The following is a 17,933-nucleotide window of genomic DNA, read 5'->3' on the forward strand; positions in this document are numbered from 1 at the left end:
GAGAGAATTATGCCGAGAACAAAAAGAAAAGACAAGTCGAGAGCCGTGCTTCGGACAGGCGAATCGCAAAGGGCTGACGGAACTTATCAATTCCGATGGACTGACAGCAATCATAAGAGGTTTTGCGTATATGCCAAGACGCTTGATGAATTGCGCTACAAGGAAGAACAAATTAAAAAAGATAAGAGCGATGGCATTAAAGCCGAAGCCCGATATACGACGGTCAATGAGGTCTATGAGCTTTGGAAGGAACTGAAGCGAGGGCTGAAGAACAACACCTTTGAGAATTATAAATATATGTATGAAACCTTTGTCCGTCATCAAATAGGCTCAAAAACAGTTTCATCGCTGAAAAAAACAGATATAAAGAGGTTTTATAATTACCTTACAGACGAACGCCAGCTAAAACCCTCGACCATTGACAGTATCCATACGGTATTACATCAAATTTTGGATATGGCGGTTGATGATGATTATATAAGAAATAATCCGTCAGATAATGTACTTAGAGAGCTGAAGCAAGCACATTGCTTCAAAACAGAAAAGCGCAGAGCCTTAACCCGTCCCGAACAGGAATTATTTTTAAGCTACTTGAAAAATACTCCCGCCGCACAATATTGGTATCCAATCTTTGCGGTTTTGTTAGGAACAGGACTTCGAGTTGGAGAACTTACCGGATTAAGATGGTGTGATGTCGATCTGGAGAATGATGTTATTGATGTAAATCATACTTTGGTTTACTATGACCACCGCACCGATGGAAGCAAAAAAGGCTGCTATTTTAATGTCAATACGCCGAAAACTCCGGCTGGAAAGAGAAAAGTGCTAATGCTCAGCTTTGTGAAAGAGGCAATTATAATGGAAAAGGAAAGGCAGGAGTTGCTTGATCTTCATTGTATCGCTACCATTGATGGATATACAGATTTTATCTTTATCAATCGCTTCGGAAATCCGCAACATCAGGGAACGCTCAATAAAGCAATCCGCCGCATAATCCGTGACTGTAACGATGAGCAGTTTTTGAAGAATGAAAATCCCGAAGTGCTACTTCCGCATTTTAGCTGCCATTCACTAAGACATACATTTACAACGAGAATGTGCGAAGCAGGAGTGAATGTCAAGGTCATTCAAGATACGCTTGGTCATAAGGATATTTCAACAACGCTTAACATCTATACCGATGTGACGAAGGAGCTTAGGCAGTCCGAGTTTGAAGGTCTTGACTCATATTTCAAAAGCGAGTATAATGAAGTGTCTAACGAATAAGCGGCATTTCTTGAGCGAGGATAAAAGCTTCTACACCATTTACACCAATTTATACTCCAATCCACCGAAAAACTACACGAATTTATAGGGATATGGCGATTCAGGAAGAAACCCCGTTTAGACCTATTATGAGATATGAGGAGGTTTAGGAGAGATTGAAAAGATGGTTGCTTTCGTCCCGACAATGAAACCTTTGGACAAGGATAAGACCGAAAAGGCCGAGACCAAGGCTGAAGAAAAGTCCGTTGAAGCGGCTCCTATCGTCGAAGAAAAAATTGATTTTTCCAATGTGGAGATCGAGCCGCTGTTCCAGGATCAGGTGGATTTTGACACCTTCTCCAAGAGCGATTTCCGTGCCGTGAAGGTTAAGGAATGCGAAGCCGTGAAGAAGTCCAAAAAGCTCTTAAAGTTCGTTTTGGACGACGGAACCGGCGTAGATCGGGTCATTTTGAGTGGTATTCACGAGTATTATGAGCCGGAAGAGCTGGTTGGAAAGACCTGCATCGCCATCACCAATCTGCCTCCGAGAGCGATGATGGGCATTGACTCTTGCGGTATGCTCCTCAGTGCTATTCATGAAGAAGAAGGCGAAGAAAAGCTTCATCTTCTGATGGTTGATGACCACATTCCGGCAGGTGCAAAGCTCTATTAAGATGATGTAAAGATGTACCGTTTTACCAAATAGACGGGACGTACTTCATTTGATAAAAAACTAAAAAAACAGCGATTTACATCAAACTTACATCAATTGATGCAGAAATCGGTGCAAGCAAGAAAAAATCGCATAATTAGTACAAAGAGTGGGCAATTCCAATCGGAGTTGCCCATTTTTAAAACAAACAGAAATACAAATCGGAGTTTATAAAGGAGAATATTGATGAAACTATTTTTATGTTCGCACTTTTCAAGTGTAGGAAGTCTGATAAAGGAAGAAATTGAAAATAAGAAAGTCGCATTTATTCCAACAGCTTCGCTGCGTGAAGGCTACATCGGTTATGTCGGCTCGGCTCGAAAATTATTCAAAAAGTTGGGAGCAATCGTAACTGAAATTGATATTTCAACGGAGGCTTATTCAACGATACAGTCTGTTTTTGAAAATGCAGATGTGATATATTTTACCGGCGGAAATTCTTTTTTTCTTATGGACCAGCTCCGTAAGACGGGAGCTGATGGGCTGCTGAAAAAGGAATTGGCAAATGGAAAATTGATGATCGGCGAGTCGGCAGGCGCAATTATATGCGCTCCAAGCATCCAATATATCGAGCAAATGGATGAAAAGCCGGAGGACTACTCACAAGAAGATGATGCAGGGATTGATTTGATTGATTTCTATGTTCTTCCGCATTATCTTACAGCACCATTTAAGAAAGTTACCGAGAAAATAATGACTGAGTTTTCGGATTTGAATCTATGCCCAATTAACAACCGTCAGGGAATTGTAATTGATGGTGAAGGTTCAAAGGTTATTTGCAAAGACTAATTTGAAAATTCCAGTTTGCCAACTTGTCCTTTGAGAGAGGAGAAATCCTTTTCTCAAAGGGCTTTTTCTATTTATACGGATATTCGCAAACTACAAGATAAAGCCAAAACTTCATTGACAATATCACATACTGCGAACTTGACGGTAGAAAAAGTCACAATGTCGTAGTATAATATTCTTAAATCAGAATGACTAATCGGAATTTGTGGAGGTAAAATATAGATGAATCAAGGTAGAATTATTGTAATCACAGGTGCGCCGGGGACAGGAAAAACTACAACGGCATCTGCTGTTGCAAAAGAATCAGATTTGGAAAAGTCTGTGCATATGCACACAGATGACTTTTATCATTATTTGAGTAAAGGGGCAATACCACCGCATTTGCCAGAATCAAATGAGCAAAATTTGATTGTCATTGAAGCGTTTTTAGAAGCTGCGAAGCGATATGCTCGTGGTGGATATGATGTAATTGTAGATGGCATTGTAGGACCGTGGTTTTTAGAGCCGTGGCTCAACATTGTTCAAGAGCATTATGAAGTACACTATATCGTTTTAAGGGCAAGTAAAGAAGAAACTATGAAGCGAGCTATCGAACGCTCAAAGTTAGACAGAGAAACAAATATTGAATTAGTTGAAACAATGTGGAAGCAATTTTCCAATTTAGGAATCTATGAATTAAATGTTATAGATACAACTACGCATTCAATCAAAGATACTGTTTCAGCAGTAAAAGAAAAAATAGCAAGCGGTACGGCTTTACTATACTGCGAACTTGACGGTAGAAAAAGTCACAATGTCGTAGTATAATATTCTTAAATCAGAATGACTAATCGAAATTCGACGGAGGAGAATGTGAAATGAAAATTTATGACATTTCCCAAGAGGTTTTCGGCTGTCAGGTATTTGCCGGCGATCCGGCGCCTGAAAAAAAGCAGCTTTGCTCAATAGAAAAGGGCGATTTGTATAACCTGACGGCTTTTGGTATGTGTGCTCACAACGGCACGCATATCGACGCGCCGTTCCACTTTATCAAAGGCGGAAAAACCGTTGATTCCATAGGCTTGGACACATTCGTAGGAATGGCTTATGTTGCGGAATATTGCGGAATTGTCTCCGGCACCGCAGCGGCGGAAATCCTTGAAAAAGCGAAAAAACAGAACCCGGAAGCGGCAATGAGAATTCTTATTAAGGGAGACGCGGAGGTTTCTTCGGAGGCAGCGAAAGTATTTGCCGACTCGGGGATCTTACTGCTCGGCAACGAATCCCAGACTGTCGGGCCCGAAGCTGCTCCAATGGAGGTACATCTCATCCTGCTGGGGGCCGGTATCGTATTGCTTGAAGGAATCCGTTTGGCAGAAGTTCCGGAAGGCAGTTATTTCTTAAATGCAGCGCCATTAAATCTATCCGGTGCGGATGGTTCGCCGTGCAGAGCTGTACTGATCGCTGCTGAGAGATAAATTCCAGTTTGCCAACTTGCCCTTTGAGAGAGGAGAAATCCTTTTCTCAAAGGGCTTTTTCTATTTATACGGATATTCGCAAACTACAAGATAAAGCCAAAACTTCATTGACAATATCACATACTGCGAACTTGACAGTAGAAAAAGTCACAATATCGTCGTATAATATGCTTAAATCAGAATGACAAATCGGAATTTGTTCACTTACTGAACTCGACACAAACTGCAAATCGTGTTGTTCAGTTCGTACTCATTTGACGGTATAATAAAGCCATCAAATGAAGGAGGCAATAAGCCATGAACACAGATAAAATTTTTGCAGAACAACTCGCCAACGAATATGCACCCAAGGACACCTCGAAAGTGGTCGCCCTGCGGAAGCTGGACGCAAAAGCAAAACTCCCCGCAACTATTTTCACCTACACCCTCGGTATTATTTCGGCGCTTGTATTCGGCATGGGAATGTGCCTTGCCATGGGGCAGATCGGCAGCGGCACAACTTCCAGCTTTGTGCTGGGTATCGCAATCGGCGTTGTCGGGATGATCGGCATGGGCGTAAACTATCCGATTCACAAGAAGCTGCTGGCACAGGGCAAGCAGAAGTATGCCTTTGAGATCATGGAATTGGCCAAAGAGATCAGTGAGCGGTAAGTCGTGAAGCGAACACAGGTAATTCTGTATCGGGTTCTGCACCCACCGAAATGGATTCTATGTCCTTTGCCGCCCATTGTGTACGGTGCTGTGATTCTGATTGCCGTATCTATGCTGCTTCATAGCAGAAAAAGGAAAGAGATGAAGCCCCTTGAATCGCTCGGAGAGTAAATATTTTGCCACTGCCGCCCGCATGGATGAGGCATTTTTGGAGCTTTTGGAAAAGAAAGACTTCACCTATATCACGGTGAAGGAAATCTGCGAAAAAGCAGGCGTCAACCGATCCACCTTCTATCTGCATTATGAAACCGTAAGCGATCTTCTGGCAGAGAGCGCCCGATACATCATCGATCAATTTGTGGAGGCAATGCCGCATGACACAGCAGAGTTTATGTCGCAGATTCAAACCCGTCCGCTGGAAGAATTATATCTTATCACGCCGGAGTATCTGACGCCGTATTTGAACTATATCAAAAAGCACAGACGGATATTCCGTACCACCCTCGAACAGGCGTCCGTCTTAGGAATGAACGATGCTTATCTTTCCCTGAATCGTCATGTATTCATACCAATCCTGAATCGGTATCACGTTCCGTTGCCTAACCAAAAATACATGATGCCGTTTTATATAAACGGTATCATGGGAATTGTCAATGAATGGCTGAAAGAGAACTGTGAGGATTCCATTGAGCACATGATTTCTGTGATTCAGGTCTGTATTCCCGGTCATCAATTTGAGGAATCGCAGCGATAACTTCCAGTTTGTCGAACTGAATATAGCGTACATAGCCGCTTGGTTTTCAAAAGAAATCAGGCGGCTATTTCTATTTTGAAGGAGGTGTTCGCTATGAACGAAACAGATTACAACGCTCGCCTTTATGAGAAAATGAAAGCCGAGCAGGACAAATACCGGGACCGGCTGCTGCATCCCTACGAATACACGATGCGGGTGGACATCGTAATGGAAGAAGCCAGCGTTTGTGGAAATGTCACAATTTACGGAGGTGAAGTTTCAAATTCCACTTGCCTTTTTGCACTTGATATGATATTATTGGTATGTGTACTAAAACGTTTGGAGAGAGGCGATATATTTGCGGAGAGACAGCAGTGAAACAAAGAGGAAAATACTGACTGTGTGCGTCCGTCTCTTTCTGGAACAGGGGTATAAAAACACCTCTGTCAGTCAGATTGTGGACGAAGCAGGTGTTGCAAGAGGAAGCTATTTGAATCTGTTTCCGACCAAGGACAGAATTTTGCTGGAATTGACCGAAACGATGTTCGGCGGACAGTTCGGCGTGGCAAGAAGCATTGCAGACAGCAAGCTGCCGCCGGTTTATGCCTATGCGGTGGAAACGGCGATCCAACTGACACTGACCGAGCTGAACGAGAACCTGCGGGAAATCTACATTGAAGCCTATTCCCTGCCCGAAACATCGGAGTATATCTACCTGCATACCACGGCAGAGCTGAAGCAGATTTTTGGTGAAAATTTCCCCGATGATACCGAGAGTGACTTTTACGAGATGGAAATCGGCACGGCGGGACTGATGCGCAGCTATATGGCAAGAAAATGTGATATTCATTTTCCGTTGGAACGCAAGCTCAGCCGTTTTCTGACGGCGGCGATGCGGGTGTATCGTGTATCGGAGGAAGAACAGGCAAAGGTGCTTGCCTTTATTCAGTCATTAGATATTAAGGCAATCGCCACAGAGGTTATGTATAAGCTGTTTGCCATGTTGGAAATGAAATACGATTTTAAGCTGTCAAAGAACGGCGAAATGGAGGAAACAAGATGAAGAAACGATTATTCAGTATCCTGCTTGCTCTGTGCATGGTGCTCTGCTTTGTGCCGACTACGGCATTTGCCGAGAGCGAGACGGAAGAACCGCCTGTTTGCAGCTGTGAAACAGCCTGCACGGCAGAAGCAATGAACACAGAGTGCCCTGTCTGCGGCGTAGAGGGCGCTTTGCCGGAGAACTGTGCAAAGTGCGCCCAGCCCGCAGACGATGCGGCAGTGCAGCCGGAGGGGGAAGTGTCTGACCCCCAGCCGGAGGGGAAGTGTCCGACCCCCAGCCGGAGGGAGAAGTGTCCGACCCCCAGCCAGAGGGGGAAGTGTCCGACCCCCAGCCGGAGACAGCCTTGACGTCGTTAATTGGCGGAAACGAGACGGCAAAAGATGTCAGCACTGCGGAAGAACTGACTGCGGCTATTGCTGATGTTAAATTCGACACCGTCAAGCTGACAGGGGACATTAGCATCAGCAACTCCCTGACCGTCAACCGCCCTGATGTCACGCTGGATTTGAACGGCTATACTTTGACATGCGGTGATACGGAGTGCGATGATATATTCAGCGTGAATGAACACGGAAATCTGACGGTAAAGGACAGCGGTACCGGCGGTAAAATTGACGGTCAAAATAACAACTGCGGCTTCAGTATCAACGGCGGTATCCTGACCTTAAAAAGCGGCACCATCATAAACTGCATGACTGACGGTGACGGCGGTGCTGTGGATATCTCAGACGGCGGCAAATTTGAGATGAGCGGCGGCGCTATTACGAATTGCAAAGCCAGTGATGACAGTGGTGCGGTGGATATCGGTGATGGCTGCACTTTTATTATGAACAGTGGCACCATCAGCGGCTGCAGAGCGGATGACGATGCCGGTGCGATCTTTATCAAGGGAAATGCTTCCTTTTTAATGAACGGCGGAACGATTGAAAATTGTTCTGCCGGCAACTACGGCGGTGCGGTGAAGATACGCAACACCAGCAGATTCACCATGAATGGCGGCACCATCTCCAGCTGCACTGCCCAGCAAGGCGGCGGTGTATATGTAGACGGTAGCAGCACCTTCACCATGAATGACGGCAGCATCGCGAGCTGCACGGCGGTGAATGGCGGCAACAGTGTGTTTGTCGTCAAACCCAGTGCCAGTTTTACCATGACCGGCGGCACGGTGGATGGCAGCATTGCGCTGCCCTACAAGGTCGGCAATAACACCGTTTACATGGACGGCCTTGGCACCGCAGCTTATCCCTATCAAATCAGCACCGCCGACCAGTTAAAGCTGTTCCGGGATAAGGTGAATAATGTAACAAAGGAAGCAGACACCCAAATCTGCGCCGAATTGACGGAAGACATTGATTTGAACGGCGAAGCATGGACGCCAATCGGAAACTATACCGAAGGAAATCAGATTTACTACGAGGGCACATTTGACGGCGGCGGCCACACCGTTTCCGGCCTGAACGTTACGGGCAAATTCAGGTATGTCAGTCTGTTCGGTGCTGTAAAAGGCGGCACGATTAAAAACCTGACAGTGGCAGGTAACGTATCCCATAATTATTATTCTACGGGTCTAGACTGTCACGTCGGCGGCATTGTGGGCGGCGCTTTGGATGCTGCGACGATTGAAAATTGCAGCAACAATTGCAGCGTTACTGGCAGCAGTAGCGATTATGTTGGCGGTATTGCTGGCAGTAATATTAACAATGCGAGAATCATCGACTGCTATAATGTTGGCACAATTACCGGCACAATTAAGGGAACTGGCGGTGTTACGGGACTTAACATGGGCACGATCTCCAATTGCTACAATGTTGGAACGGTTAAAGGTAATTATGCTGTTGGCGAAATCGTTGGCAATAATTCTGGCACTGTAGAAAACTGCTACTATCTTGCCGGTACGAACCTGAACGCAGTTGGCAGAAACAATAGTAATGGCAACATTACAAAAACAGAGTCCAAAACCGCCGCAAACTTCGCCAACGACACGGTGCTGGCGCTGCTTAAGGCTGACCGCGACAATTCTCCATGGGACAGCTGCCAGTATGTGGCTGCGGCAAAAATAACCCTGCCCGTGTTCAAGGGACAGGGCGACGCCCATGACCACCAGAGTAACGACTGGAAATCCAACGAAACGGAACACTGGCAGGTCTGCACCTGCGGCGCGGTGTTTCATAAGGCGGAACACTCCGGCGGCACGGCCACCTGCACCGAAAAAGCAAAATGCGCAGTTTGCGGTGCGGAATATGGCGATGCTCTGGGACATGATTTTACTACCAGTTGGACACATGATGATAACGAGCACTGGAAGCAGTGTTCCCGTTGCGATATAAAGGATGACGTAAGCCCTCATACTTGGGACAACGGTACGATAACAACAGCGCCTACCTGCACAAAAGCGGGCGAAGAGACATATAGCTGCACCAAGTGCGGCGCAACAAAAATAGAGCCGATTCCAGCCACCGGCCACAGCTGGAAGTCCGATTGGACGTCCGATGCAACGCATCACTGGCATGAATGTGCCAATGAAAACTGCGATGTGACGGATAACGCGGGAAAGAAAGGCTACGCGGAGCACTCCGGCGGCAAAGCGACCTGCACCCAAAATGCCGTCTGTGAGTTTTGCAAGGCAAGCTATGGCAGCCCTGACCAGAACAACCACACCGACCTGAAACACATTGACGCAAAGGCTGCCACCGCTGCCGAAGAAGGCAACATTGCGTATTGGTACTGCGACGGCTGCAAGAAGTATTTCTCCGACAAGGACGGAACTAAGGAGATTGCAAAGGCAGACACCGTGACGGCCAAGCTGCCCCCGAAAATCACAGCCGGGGATGGTGCAGCGGTCACGCAGGGCGAGAAAAAGGAACTGACCTTCACTTCCGATGCATCCTTTGCCGATTTTGTTCGTGTAGAGCTTGACGGCACTGCGCTGGAAGAAAAGAACTATACGAAGAGAGAGGGCAGCACCATCATCACGCTGAACCGTGATTTTGTTGCCACGCTTTCCGTGGGTGAGCATACGCTTGCGATCGTTTCTCAACACGGTACGGCAACAGCTAAGTTCACCGTCAAGGCAAAGCCGACGGAAACAGCAACCCCGCAGCCCACGGTGCCCCCGCAGCCTACAGCGCAGCCGACGCCGACGGTGCAGCCTGTTTCCCCGCGCACCGGCGACACCGCTAACCCCGCATTGTGGTTTGCGCTGCTGATTGTCAGCGGCGGTGCTGCCATTGGTATAACGGTTGCCAGCAGAAAGAAAAAGCACAACAAATAATGGAATAGCGTTTCCTTGCTCCATCTTCCGAGCAAGACAAAAGCGTCGTAGCAATACGGCGCTTTTTTGTTACCCGGAAGTGACAAACAGCGGCTTTTGGATGGTTGGCGGTAGCGGCAGATGATCATGCGGCGAAGGAGTGCTGAGCAACTTAAAAGGTCTCACCTTAAAACGGATCGATGCAAGATCGAACGTTAATGATAGCGCAAAAGCAGTAGTATTATGTGAATACGTCATTCATGTTGTGTGAATTTCTGTTCTTCTCCTTGCAATCACCCCATCTGTGCAATATGAAACAAAATGGGTATCAGAACGCAGCGTTTGGATGCTTCGCTCTGATGCCCTTTTACGATATAGTTTCTTTTACAGCGGCGACAACGATTACCGGAATTCCGTCGTCTCTTTCTGCAACACTGCACTCCTTTTGATTAGCGTTTTTTTCTCCACACCCCTTGCAAACCAGAAAAAAGCGCGGTATAATATGACCGAAAGAACCAAAACGGTCATATTTCAGGGAGGGCGCGACCTTGGCTTTTACCGATTACGAAACTGAGCAGCTCCGCAAGGCGTTGCTGAAGGAAACGAGACATTGTGCTGTCACGCTGGGGATGAAGAAAACCTCCGTAGAGCAGCTGACGAAGGCGGTCGGCATTGCAAAGGGCTCGTTCTATAAATTCTACGAATCCAAGGAAATGCTTTTCTTCGCGGTTTTGGAGAATGTTCACTCCGATCTTTACGGAGTGGCTGACCATGCACTGAGCGAAACTGACGGCTTGCCGCCGTCGGAGCGCGCGGCAAAGGCGGCCCTTGCCGTCTGCCGGCGGCTGTCCGATACCGGCGACATGGCTTTCATTGAAAACGATGCAAAGCTGCTTTTGCAGAGACTGCCGGAGGATGTCAAAAATGTGCATTACCACGACGACGAGACGCACATTCGTCTGCTTCTGGAAAAATATGGCCTTGTTCCTAAACGGGGGATTTCACTTGCCGCCGCGACAGTACGCGGACTGATTCTGACCGTCTCACACAAGGAGCAAATAGGAGGACTGTACCCGCAGGTGCTGGAAACGCTGGTGTACGGCGCTTGCAGGGAGTTATTTAAATAAGCGGAAGGCCGCAGAGATGCGGCTTTTCCGAGATGCGACGGTTAGCACTATCTAACTTTCTGGATGCACGCGTCGGTTAGGTTAATCTAACATTGAAAGGAATGATAGCGATGCAGGGACACAAGAATTTCTGGGACAAAAATGCCGGACGTTACGACCGCTTTATGCGAAAGGATCGGGCGGCGTATGACGAGATGTATGAGCTGATCCGGCCGGTCGTGCGGTACAAGACGGTGCTGGAGCTGGCTACCGGCACGGGACTGATCGCAAAGCACATCGTGAACGCGGCGGCACACATCGAGGCGACGGACGCCTCTGCGGAGATGATCGCCGAGGCAAAGCGAGATATCCGCTCTGCCAAGCTGCACTTCTCCGTGCAGGATATGTTCCGCCTGCCCTATGCGGAGGCGTCCTTCGATGTGGTGATCGTGTCCAACGCGCTGCATATCGTGCCGCAGCCGGAGAAGGCCCTTGCCGAGATCCGCCGGGTGCTGAAGAACGATGGCGTGCTCATCGCGCCCACCTTTACCCATGCGGGAAACTCGTTTTCCGGCAAGGTCAGGGCATTTTTTATGAGGATGGCAGGCTTCCCTCTCTGCAGCAAGTGGACGAGCGCGGAATACCTGCGCTTCCTACGGCAAAACGGCTGGGCGGTGCGGAAAAGCGCTGTTCTGAAGGCATCCTTCCCGCTGACCTATGCGGAATGTGTGAAATCGGAGGTGTGATAAGATGTCATTTTTTGAGAACACCAGAAAGCCTGTGGGGCTTGGCGGGAAAATCATGGTCGCCATGATGAACCTGGGGCACAGTCCTGTGGCCCGGTGGGGACTTCAATTTTTAGAGCTTGCGCCGGACGCCAAGACGCTGGACTGCGGTTGCGGCGGTGGGGCGAACATCAAGAGACTTCTGAAAAAATGCCCGGAGGGTATTGTCAAGGGCATTGACTATTCCCCCGTCAGTGTGGAGAAATCCAAAAAGGTTAACGAGGCCGCCATCGCGGAGGGCCGCTGCACCGTTCTGCAAGGCAGCGTGGCGGATATGATCTTTGCAGGCGACTGGTTCGATGCGGTAACGGCCTTTGAAACCGTCTATTTCTGGCCCGATCTGCCGCAGTGCTTCCGGGAGGTTTACCGGGTGCTGAAGCCCGGCGGGACATTGCTCATCTGCAACGAAAGCAACGGCGATACGGACAAGGACAAGAAGTGGACGGAGATCATCGGCGGCATGACCATCTATAAAGAAATTGAATTAAAGGCGTATCTGGAGCAGGCGGGCTTTTACGATGTGCAGATACACAAAAAGAAAAGCTGGCTCTGCATTACGGCGTGGAAATGAGGGGGCTAAATCATGAGTATCTTTGCATCTATCTTACGCAGCGTATACAAGCTCTCCGGCGCGAAAAAGGCGTTTGCTTTGCCGGAGGATGCACTGCGAAAAGAAATTGAAAAGCAGAACCGGCATCGTGGCGTTTTTACGCCCACCGACCACAAGGCGTATTATGAAACGATCGCGGCGCACAACAACGCGCAGCCCGAGCCGCTGCCGCAGCCGACCTGTCGGAGGATGGGCAGCTTTGCCTCCGCATATTGGAATTCAAATTCAAAATCTATCATCGCAAACTCTTTTCTTAATTTAATACCAGCCGAAGAAGAACTGCTGTCAAGTGATGGCAGTTCTTCTTTTTCGGCAAGTATTCAAGAAGTCATTAAGTCGTGAGTATAGTCGAAGTGATAGAAAAATTCGTAAAGATGTGGTATAATACTTTTGATTAAAAACAATAAATGAGAATTTGGAGGTAAAAAGCATGATGAAGCTCGATAATTTTATTAATATGATGACGGGACACTTTAATAACAAAGAGCAGTTTGATAATATGCAGAGAGAAGGGAAAACATATCCTTATGCAGAACACATTAATACAATCTGTAATGAGAAAATTTTGAACCTTCCTAAAGATTTTAATGGTAAATTTGTTGTTGAAGAAAGCTACTATGAGACAAATGGTAAACGCCATGCTTCCCCACATCTTTTCCTTATTACAGAGAAAGAAGACGGAATTGTGTTGCATTCTTATGAAATACCAGAAGGAGAAGATAAAAGTACGTTTTCATATGATTCTATGAAAAATGCTGACTACACTGAATTGAAAAAATCTGAAAAATTCACTCCGGCGCTCTATCATGAGAAAGATGGAATCTGGGAAGGAGGCAGTACAAGCCAGTTTTCACCGGTAATGACATTTAAGCTTTGGGAAAAGTTTTCTGATAGTTGTCTGGAGGTATCTGAAAGCATGGAAGTTAATGGAAAGAAAACTTTTGGATATGATGAACCAATTATCTATAAGCGAGTATAATCCAAGAATGAAATATTGCGATAAATTCCAGTTTGCCGAACTGAATATAAGGATGATCCGTCTGCGGTATGGGAGGACCCCCATACCGCAGATACTTATCAGCCGCCCATACAGACCGGTATGAGATTCCCGTAAAAAATACCACCTATGTTCCTAAAACAACCACCTATCGAGAATCGGTAGAAATCAGTTCTTGATTTTCCTATACTGTAACCGTAGCGAGGAGGTGAACCGATGCAAATTGAAATCAAGATAGACGAAAATTGCAAAGAGCCAAAAATCATCGTGATGACGGACAAAATGACCGATGAAGTCAATGCAATCATAAAAAGGCTGTCAGACGAGCAACCGCAGGTCATTGCCGGATTCAGGGACGATGTGGTCGAGGTTCTGGAACCGTCTGAAATCTACCGTGTTTTTGCAGAATCAGGTAAGGTGTTTGCCGAGACAAATCACGGCGAGTATGCGCTCCGCCTGAGGCTATACGAGGCGGAGCAACGGCTTGACAGCAAGACTTTTGTCCGAATATCAAACTCGGATATTATCAATCTGAGAAAGGTCAAGAGCTTTGATTTGAGCTTTGCCGGGACAATTTGCATTACGCTTTCAAACGGTACGGTTACTTATGTTTCACGGCGATCCGTCGCCAAAATCAAACAACTGTTAGGAATGTGAGGTGGCAGAAATGAAGAAAAAACTGATTGGACGAGGTGTAATTGGTTTCCCTGTTGGCATTGCAATCGGATATGTCATTACGGTGATTATCTCAATCTGCATTGGGGATGGCTTCTTCTATCCGGTCACTCCGGAGCTTGTGAATAAAATGGGGAGCGAATTAAATGCGGTTCTCCTTCAAACCGGTCTGAGCGGAATAATGGGCACAGGCTTTGCAATGGCTTCGGTTATTTGGGAAATTGATTCGTGGAGTCTTGCAAAGCAAAGCGGGGTTTATTTTGCAATTGCTTGCGTGATTATGTTCCCCATCTCTTATTTTGCCAACTGGATGCCCCATTCGACCGCTGGAATTCTGTCTTATGTAGGCATATTCGTAGCGATCTTCCTCGCTGCTTGGGCAACTCAGTATTCTGTGTGGAAAAGGAAGATTAAGAAAATGAACGAAGGCATTAAAGATAATAACGATATGAATTGATCCCACCGCTCTGCATCCTGCGCTTTGCTTGAACAATAGAATAAACCACATACATAGCCGCTTGGTTTTCAAAAGAAATCAGGCGGCTATTTCTATTTTGAAGGATCTTTTCGTTTCCGGGTTTGTCACGGACAGGGCGGGAAAGCGGGTTCAAACGCGGCATACCTTTTCGTTATAATAGAACCAAAGAATAATTCTGTAGAGCAAAAGGGGGACGCGTATGAAAAATGGGAAACGGGCGGTAAGCTTTATTTTGGCGGTGGTGCTGTTGTGCACATCGTTTGCAGGATGCGGCATGGTGCAGCAGGACAAGGCGTATTTGGAGCAGGTGGCGGCGGCCGTGACGGAGACGCAGAGCATTTTAAAGGACGTGGAAGCTGCGGCGGACGAGCTTTCCGGGCAGAGCAGCATTGTGTATGAGAATTCTGTGAATGCAGAGGGCTTTGACGTGCTGGACGAGTATTATACTTTGTGCACGGAGAAACTAAACGCGCTTAACGACGCGGTGGGCGCGGTGCGGCAGCAGATGCAGAGCCTCGAGCGCTGCGACGCGCCGAAGACCGAAAAAGGCAAGGCTGTGGAAGCGGAGCAGAAGGCTTACTTTGAGGACGCACTTGAGGTGATCGGCGGCATTCAGGAGGCGCTGATATTTTACACGGCGCAGTATGACGCTTTGCAGCCGCTTGTAACGGCTACGGTCGGCGACCGCAGCGACGAGCAGGCGTACCTCATTTCCGTTTACGAGGCGGCGGGCAATGTGAAAACAGCGCTCAGTACGTTGGACACGCCGGAGTGGCTCAATGATCTGTGGCCGAAATACGTTGCGAACCTTGATGTGATGACGAAATACATGGAATCGCGCTCGTGGGGCCTTGCATGGTCGGACGTTTTGAGACTGTATTCCGCAAACCAGCTTATCTCGCGCGTGGGCATTACTTCCGGGCGGCACGAGGAGACGATGTTCGATTTATACAGCCGCGAATATAACCACGCCGCGTTTTTGCTCGATGAGAACCTCGACGCGTATGCGGATGAGATCCTGGCGGCCTGCGAGGGCGGCAAAGATGTTGGCGCGTATGACGCGCAGGCGCCGATCGTGTTCTCGGACTACTCGACCGTGGAGGAGATTTTTCCGAATTTGTACCCCTCGATGGACTCGGCGATCAACCTGCTTTTATATACGGACAAGGGCTACACCGACGTGATGGTGACGGCGGAAATTGCGGGCTTTACGCAGAAATATGAGCAGAAAGTGACACTGACGCCGGAGATGACGTATTTGATGATCAAGCCGCCGGTGCTCACCGATATGCCCGACATTTCAACGACGAAGGACACGCAGATGACGCTGCGTGTGGAAAACACGATTACGGGCGAGGCGGTTATTCAGGAGACGAAGAACATTGAGCTGCACAGCGTATATGATTATAAAAATTACAGCGATGAATTCGGCATCATCCAGAACGACAACATCTTGGCGTGGATGACGCCGGAAACGGACGGCATTTTGCAGGTGCGCCGTAATGCGGTATCGTGGCTGGAGCAAAGCTTCGGCACGGAATACGGTATGCTGCCGGGGTATCAGCCGGCGTACGGCTTTACGTCCGACCAAGGCGCGTACATCACGTATTATCAGGTGGCGGCGATACAGAGCGCCATCAGCAACATGGGCGTACGCTACAACATGGGGCCGTATTCGTTCAGTGCGAGCCAGCGCGTTTTGATGCCCGACGCAGTTTTAGAGAACGGCTCCGGAATTTGCATCGAAACGGCGGTTTTAATGGCGAGCGTGCTGGAATCCGCAAGCATGCACGCGATGATTGTGTTCACGCCGGGACACGCGCAGACAGCGGTGGAAACGTGGAGCGGCTCCGGGCAATACTTCCTGATTGAGACGACAATGCTGCCGTTTACGGCGACGCAGGACGCGCTGCAGTCGCTCATTCAGCCACTGAGCGCGGAGGAATGGGCGAACTACTTGTACAACAAGGAGCAGGAGGCGCAGCAATCCGGCGGCATGGTGTATGTGGTGGATTGCGATTTAGCGCCGGTGCTGAACATTCAGGGATTAAACTACTGAGGAGACAAACATGACACGAACGAAACGAATGACGGCGGCTGTGCTGACGCTTGTATTGCTTTTGAGTTTTGCGGGCTGCGGCGCGAAAAACGCGCTGTTTGACCGAGTGAGCGGCGCGGGAAAATTTGCGGCGGAAAGCCTGACGATTTACGAAGAAAAAGGAAGCTTTGCGGCGGAACCGAAAACGGTGCGGGACGCAAAGCAAGCGGAAGAAATTTTTGGCGCGTTGAAAGATGTGACGCTCGGCGAAGTTGTAAAGACGGACGACAAATACACGCGGTATATTTTTACATTTGCGGGCGCAAGCGGCAGCAAAATGAGCTTTACGCTGCGTGAGGACGGGTGCGTTGTATTAGGCGGCAAGACATATGATGCGCTCGGCACGGACACGGTGTTTGAGGCGGCGGGGATAGACCCGGACGAGGAGACGGTGGAATCAAAAACGGAAGCGTCCTCCGAAGCTTCAAATGCGCAGACGGAGCCTGAAGTGACGCCCGAGCCGGAAGTGACCGTGACCCCGGAGCCGACGGCGGAACCGACACCTGAAGCGACGTACACGTTGGTTGATTACGACGGCGGGGTGTTCACGATGCAGCTGCCGCAGGGGTGGCAGATTGTGACCGGCGGCGAATACGCGGGCTATTCCATCCGCGCGTGGGACCCGAATGACCCGGATGTGCAGATCTTCTATTACGGTGAGCTTGGCCCGTACTTTAAGAGTGCGGAAGCGAAGGCGCAGTATCAATCGATGAGCACGAGCAATGACCCGCTGACATATTTGCCGGTGCTGGAGGACCCGACGCTTGCGGGGTGCTTAAACGCGATGGACGATTACCAAGACGCTTACGACGGCATCATGCCCCAGAGTTTTGCATTTGCAAAAATTCAAAACATGACAGTTTTGAGCGAAACGCCCATTACGACGCCGCTTGCAAGCTATGCGGTTTCGGAAGCTTCGATCTTAGCGAGCCTTACATCGGAAACAGGGGCGGCCTGCACGGGTATGTTTGAGGGCAGCATTTTAGACGCGGGCGGTTATGAAATCAACGGTGTGGACGTGACGCCTTCACGCAGTGCCTCGAACATTTTCGGCATCATTGCGCCGGAGGGGAAATTTGAGACGGTGGCGCCGATCTTGATACAGTCTTTGACGAGCTTTACATTTACGGATGAGTACATTCAGGAAGCGATACGGCAGGGAAACATGCAGGCGGAAAACGCGGCCGAGGTTTCGCGCCGGAATAACGAAATGATGGAGCGTGTTGTGAATGATTTTTGCGAATATATTCGGCAATAAACGGCGATTAGCGCCGCGAACGTTGC

Annotated in this window: 20 protein-coding genes; all 20 read left to right on the forward strand. The window is 48.4% G+C overall.

The annotated features are described in order from the left end of the window. Nucleotides 1–9: 9 nt before the first annotated feature. The 20 genes from ACI0CA_RS04725 (at nt 10) to ACI0CA_RS04820 (ending at nt 17,907) form a co-directional block, all read left to right on the forward strand. A complete protein-coding gene (locus ACI0CA_RS04725; RefSeq protein ID WP_196854494.1) occupies nt 10–1,266 on the forward strand; it encodes a tyrosine-type recombinase/integrase in 1,257 nt (418 codons plus the stop codon). 184 nt (nt 1,267–1,450) lie between these two features. Continuing rightward, nucleotides 1,451–1,918, forward strand: coding sequence for a methionine--tRNA ligase subunit beta (locus ACI0CA_RS04730; protein WP_446807058.1), 468 nt, complete (start codon nt 1,451–1,453; stop codon nt 1,916–1,918). 225 nt (nt 1,919–2,143) lie between these two features. Further along, on the forward strand, nt 2,144–2,746 hold the full coding sequence (locus ACI0CA_RS04735) for a Type 1 glutamine amidotransferase-like domain-containing protein (protein ID WP_446806521.1): 603 nt from the start codon (nt 2,144–2,146) through the stop codon (nt 2,744–2,746). Nucleotides 2,747–2,968: 222 nt separating this feature from the next. Continuing rightward, complete coding sequence (locus tag ACI0CA_RS04740; protein ID WP_343285456.1) at nt 2,969–3,553, forward strand: AAA family ATPase; 585 nt, start codon at nt 2,969–2,971, stop codon at nt 3,551–3,553. Nucleotides 3,554–3,603: 50 nt separating this feature from the next. Continuing rightward, on the forward strand, nt 3,604–4,203 hold the full coding sequence (locus ACI0CA_RS04745) for a cyclase family protein (RefSeq protein ID WP_412357967.1): 600 nt from the start codon (nt 3,604–3,606) through the stop codon (nt 4,201–4,203). A gap of 297 nt (nt 4,204–4,500) precedes the next feature. Then, entirely contained in the window at nt 4,501–4,854 is a 354-nt protein-coding gene (locus ACI0CA_RS04750) for a dihydropteridine reductase (protein WP_277218655.1), read from the forward strand. Nucleotides 4,855–5,047: 193 nt separating this feature from the next. Continuing rightward, nucleotides 5,048–5,608, forward strand: coding sequence for a TetR/AcrR family transcriptional regulator (locus tag ACI0CA_RS04755; RefSeq protein WP_277290390.1), 561 nt, complete (start codon nt 5,048–5,050; stop codon nt 5,606–5,608). Nucleotides 5,609–5,701: 93 nt separating this feature from the next. Further along, the gene (locus ACI0CA_RS04760; RefSeq protein WP_277286046.1) at nt 5,702–5,965 is read left to right on the forward strand and encodes a hypothetical protein; all 264 of its coding nucleotides are present in this window, start codon (nt 5,702–5,704) and stop codon (nt 5,963–5,965) included. Between the two features lie 22 nt (nt 5,966–5,987). After that, the gene (locus ACI0CA_RS04765) at nt 5,988–6,650 is read left to right on the forward strand and encodes a TetR/AcrR family transcriptional regulator (RefSeq protein WP_277218651.1); all 663 of its coding nucleotides are present in this window, start codon (nt 5,988–5,990) and stop codon (nt 6,648–6,650) included. Next, nucleotides 6,647–6,997, forward strand: coding sequence for a hypothetical protein (locus ACI0CA_RS04770; protein ID WP_277286047.1), 351 nt, complete (start codon nt 6,647–6,649; stop codon nt 6,995–6,997). Before ACI0CA_RS04765 ends, ACI0CA_RS04770 begins: the two co-directional genes overlap by 4 nt. Beyond that, nucleotides 6,913–9,921: a pectate lyase-like adhesive domain-containing protein gene (locus ACI0CA_RS04775; RefSeq protein ID WP_412264345.1), complete on the forward strand. Its 3,009-nt coding sequence runs from the start codon at nt 6,913–6,915 to the stop codon at nt 9,919–9,921. The genes ACI0CA_RS04770 and ACI0CA_RS04775 overlap by 85 nt, the downstream gene beginning before the upstream one ends. 527 nt (nt 9,922–10,448) lie before the next feature. Then, nucleotides 10,449–11,027 carry a TetR/AcrR family transcriptional regulator gene (locus ACI0CA_RS04780; RefSeq protein WP_343285156.1) on the forward strand — a complete coding sequence of 193 codons (579 nt, stop codon included), beginning with the start codon at nt 10,449–10,451 and terminating at the stop codon, nt 11,025–11,027. Between the two features lie 110 nt (nt 11,028–11,137). Then, complete coding sequence (locus ACI0CA_RS04785) at nt 11,138–11,752, forward strand: class I SAM-dependent methyltransferase (RefSeq protein ID WP_343285155.1); 615 nt, start codon at nt 11,138–11,140, stop codon at nt 11,750–11,752. Nucleotides 11,753–11,756: 4 nt separating this feature from the next. After that, on the forward strand, nt 11,757–12,362 hold the full coding sequence (locus ACI0CA_RS04790) for a class I SAM-dependent methyltransferase (protein WP_343285154.1): 606 nt from the start codon (nt 11,757–11,759) through the stop codon (nt 12,360–12,362). A gap of 12 nt (nt 12,363–12,374) precedes the next feature. Continuing rightward, nucleotides 12,375–12,743, forward strand: coding sequence for a hypothetical protein (locus ACI0CA_RS04795; protein WP_343285153.1), 369 nt, complete (start codon nt 12,375–12,377; stop codon nt 12,741–12,743). Nucleotides 12,744–12,831: 88 nt separating this feature from the next. Continuing rightward, nucleotides 12,832–13,380, forward strand: coding sequence for a hypothetical protein (locus ACI0CA_RS04800; RefSeq protein ID WP_343285152.1), 549 nt, complete (start codon nt 12,832–12,834; stop codon nt 13,378–13,380). Nucleotides 13,381–13,614: 234 nt separating this feature from the next. Next, nucleotides 13,615–14,055, forward strand: coding sequence for a LytTR family DNA-binding domain-containing protein (locus ACI0CA_RS04805; RefSeq protein WP_308449122.1), 441 nt, complete (start codon nt 13,615–13,617; stop codon nt 14,053–14,055). A 10-nt stretch (nt 14,056–14,065) separates the two neighbouring features. Next, entirely contained in the window at nt 14,066–14,530 is a 465-nt protein-coding gene (locus tag ACI0CA_RS04810; protein ID WP_308449123.1) for a DUF3021 domain-containing protein, read from the forward strand. Between the two features lie 220 nt (nt 14,531–14,750). Beyond that, on the forward strand, nt 14,751–16,610 hold the full coding sequence (locus ACI0CA_RS04815; protein WP_446806520.1) for a hypothetical protein: 1,860 nt from the start codon (nt 14,751–14,753) through the stop codon (nt 16,608–16,610). Nucleotides 16,611–16,620: 10 nt separating this feature from the next. Then, nucleotides 16,621–17,907, forward strand: a complete 1,287-nt coding sequence (locus tag ACI0CA_RS04820) for a hypothetical protein (RefSeq protein ID WP_446806519.1) — start codon at nt 16,621–16,623, stop codon at nt 17,905–17,907. The last annotated feature ends 26 nt before the right edge of the window (nt 17,908–17,933 follow it).

It is taken from the genome of Hominenteromicrobium mulieris, assembly GCF_046197855.1.
In the GTDB taxonomy this organism is placed as follows: domain Bacteria; phylum Bacillota; class Clostridia; order Oscillospirales; family Acutalibacteraceae; genus Hominenteromicrobium; species Hominenteromicrobium mulieris.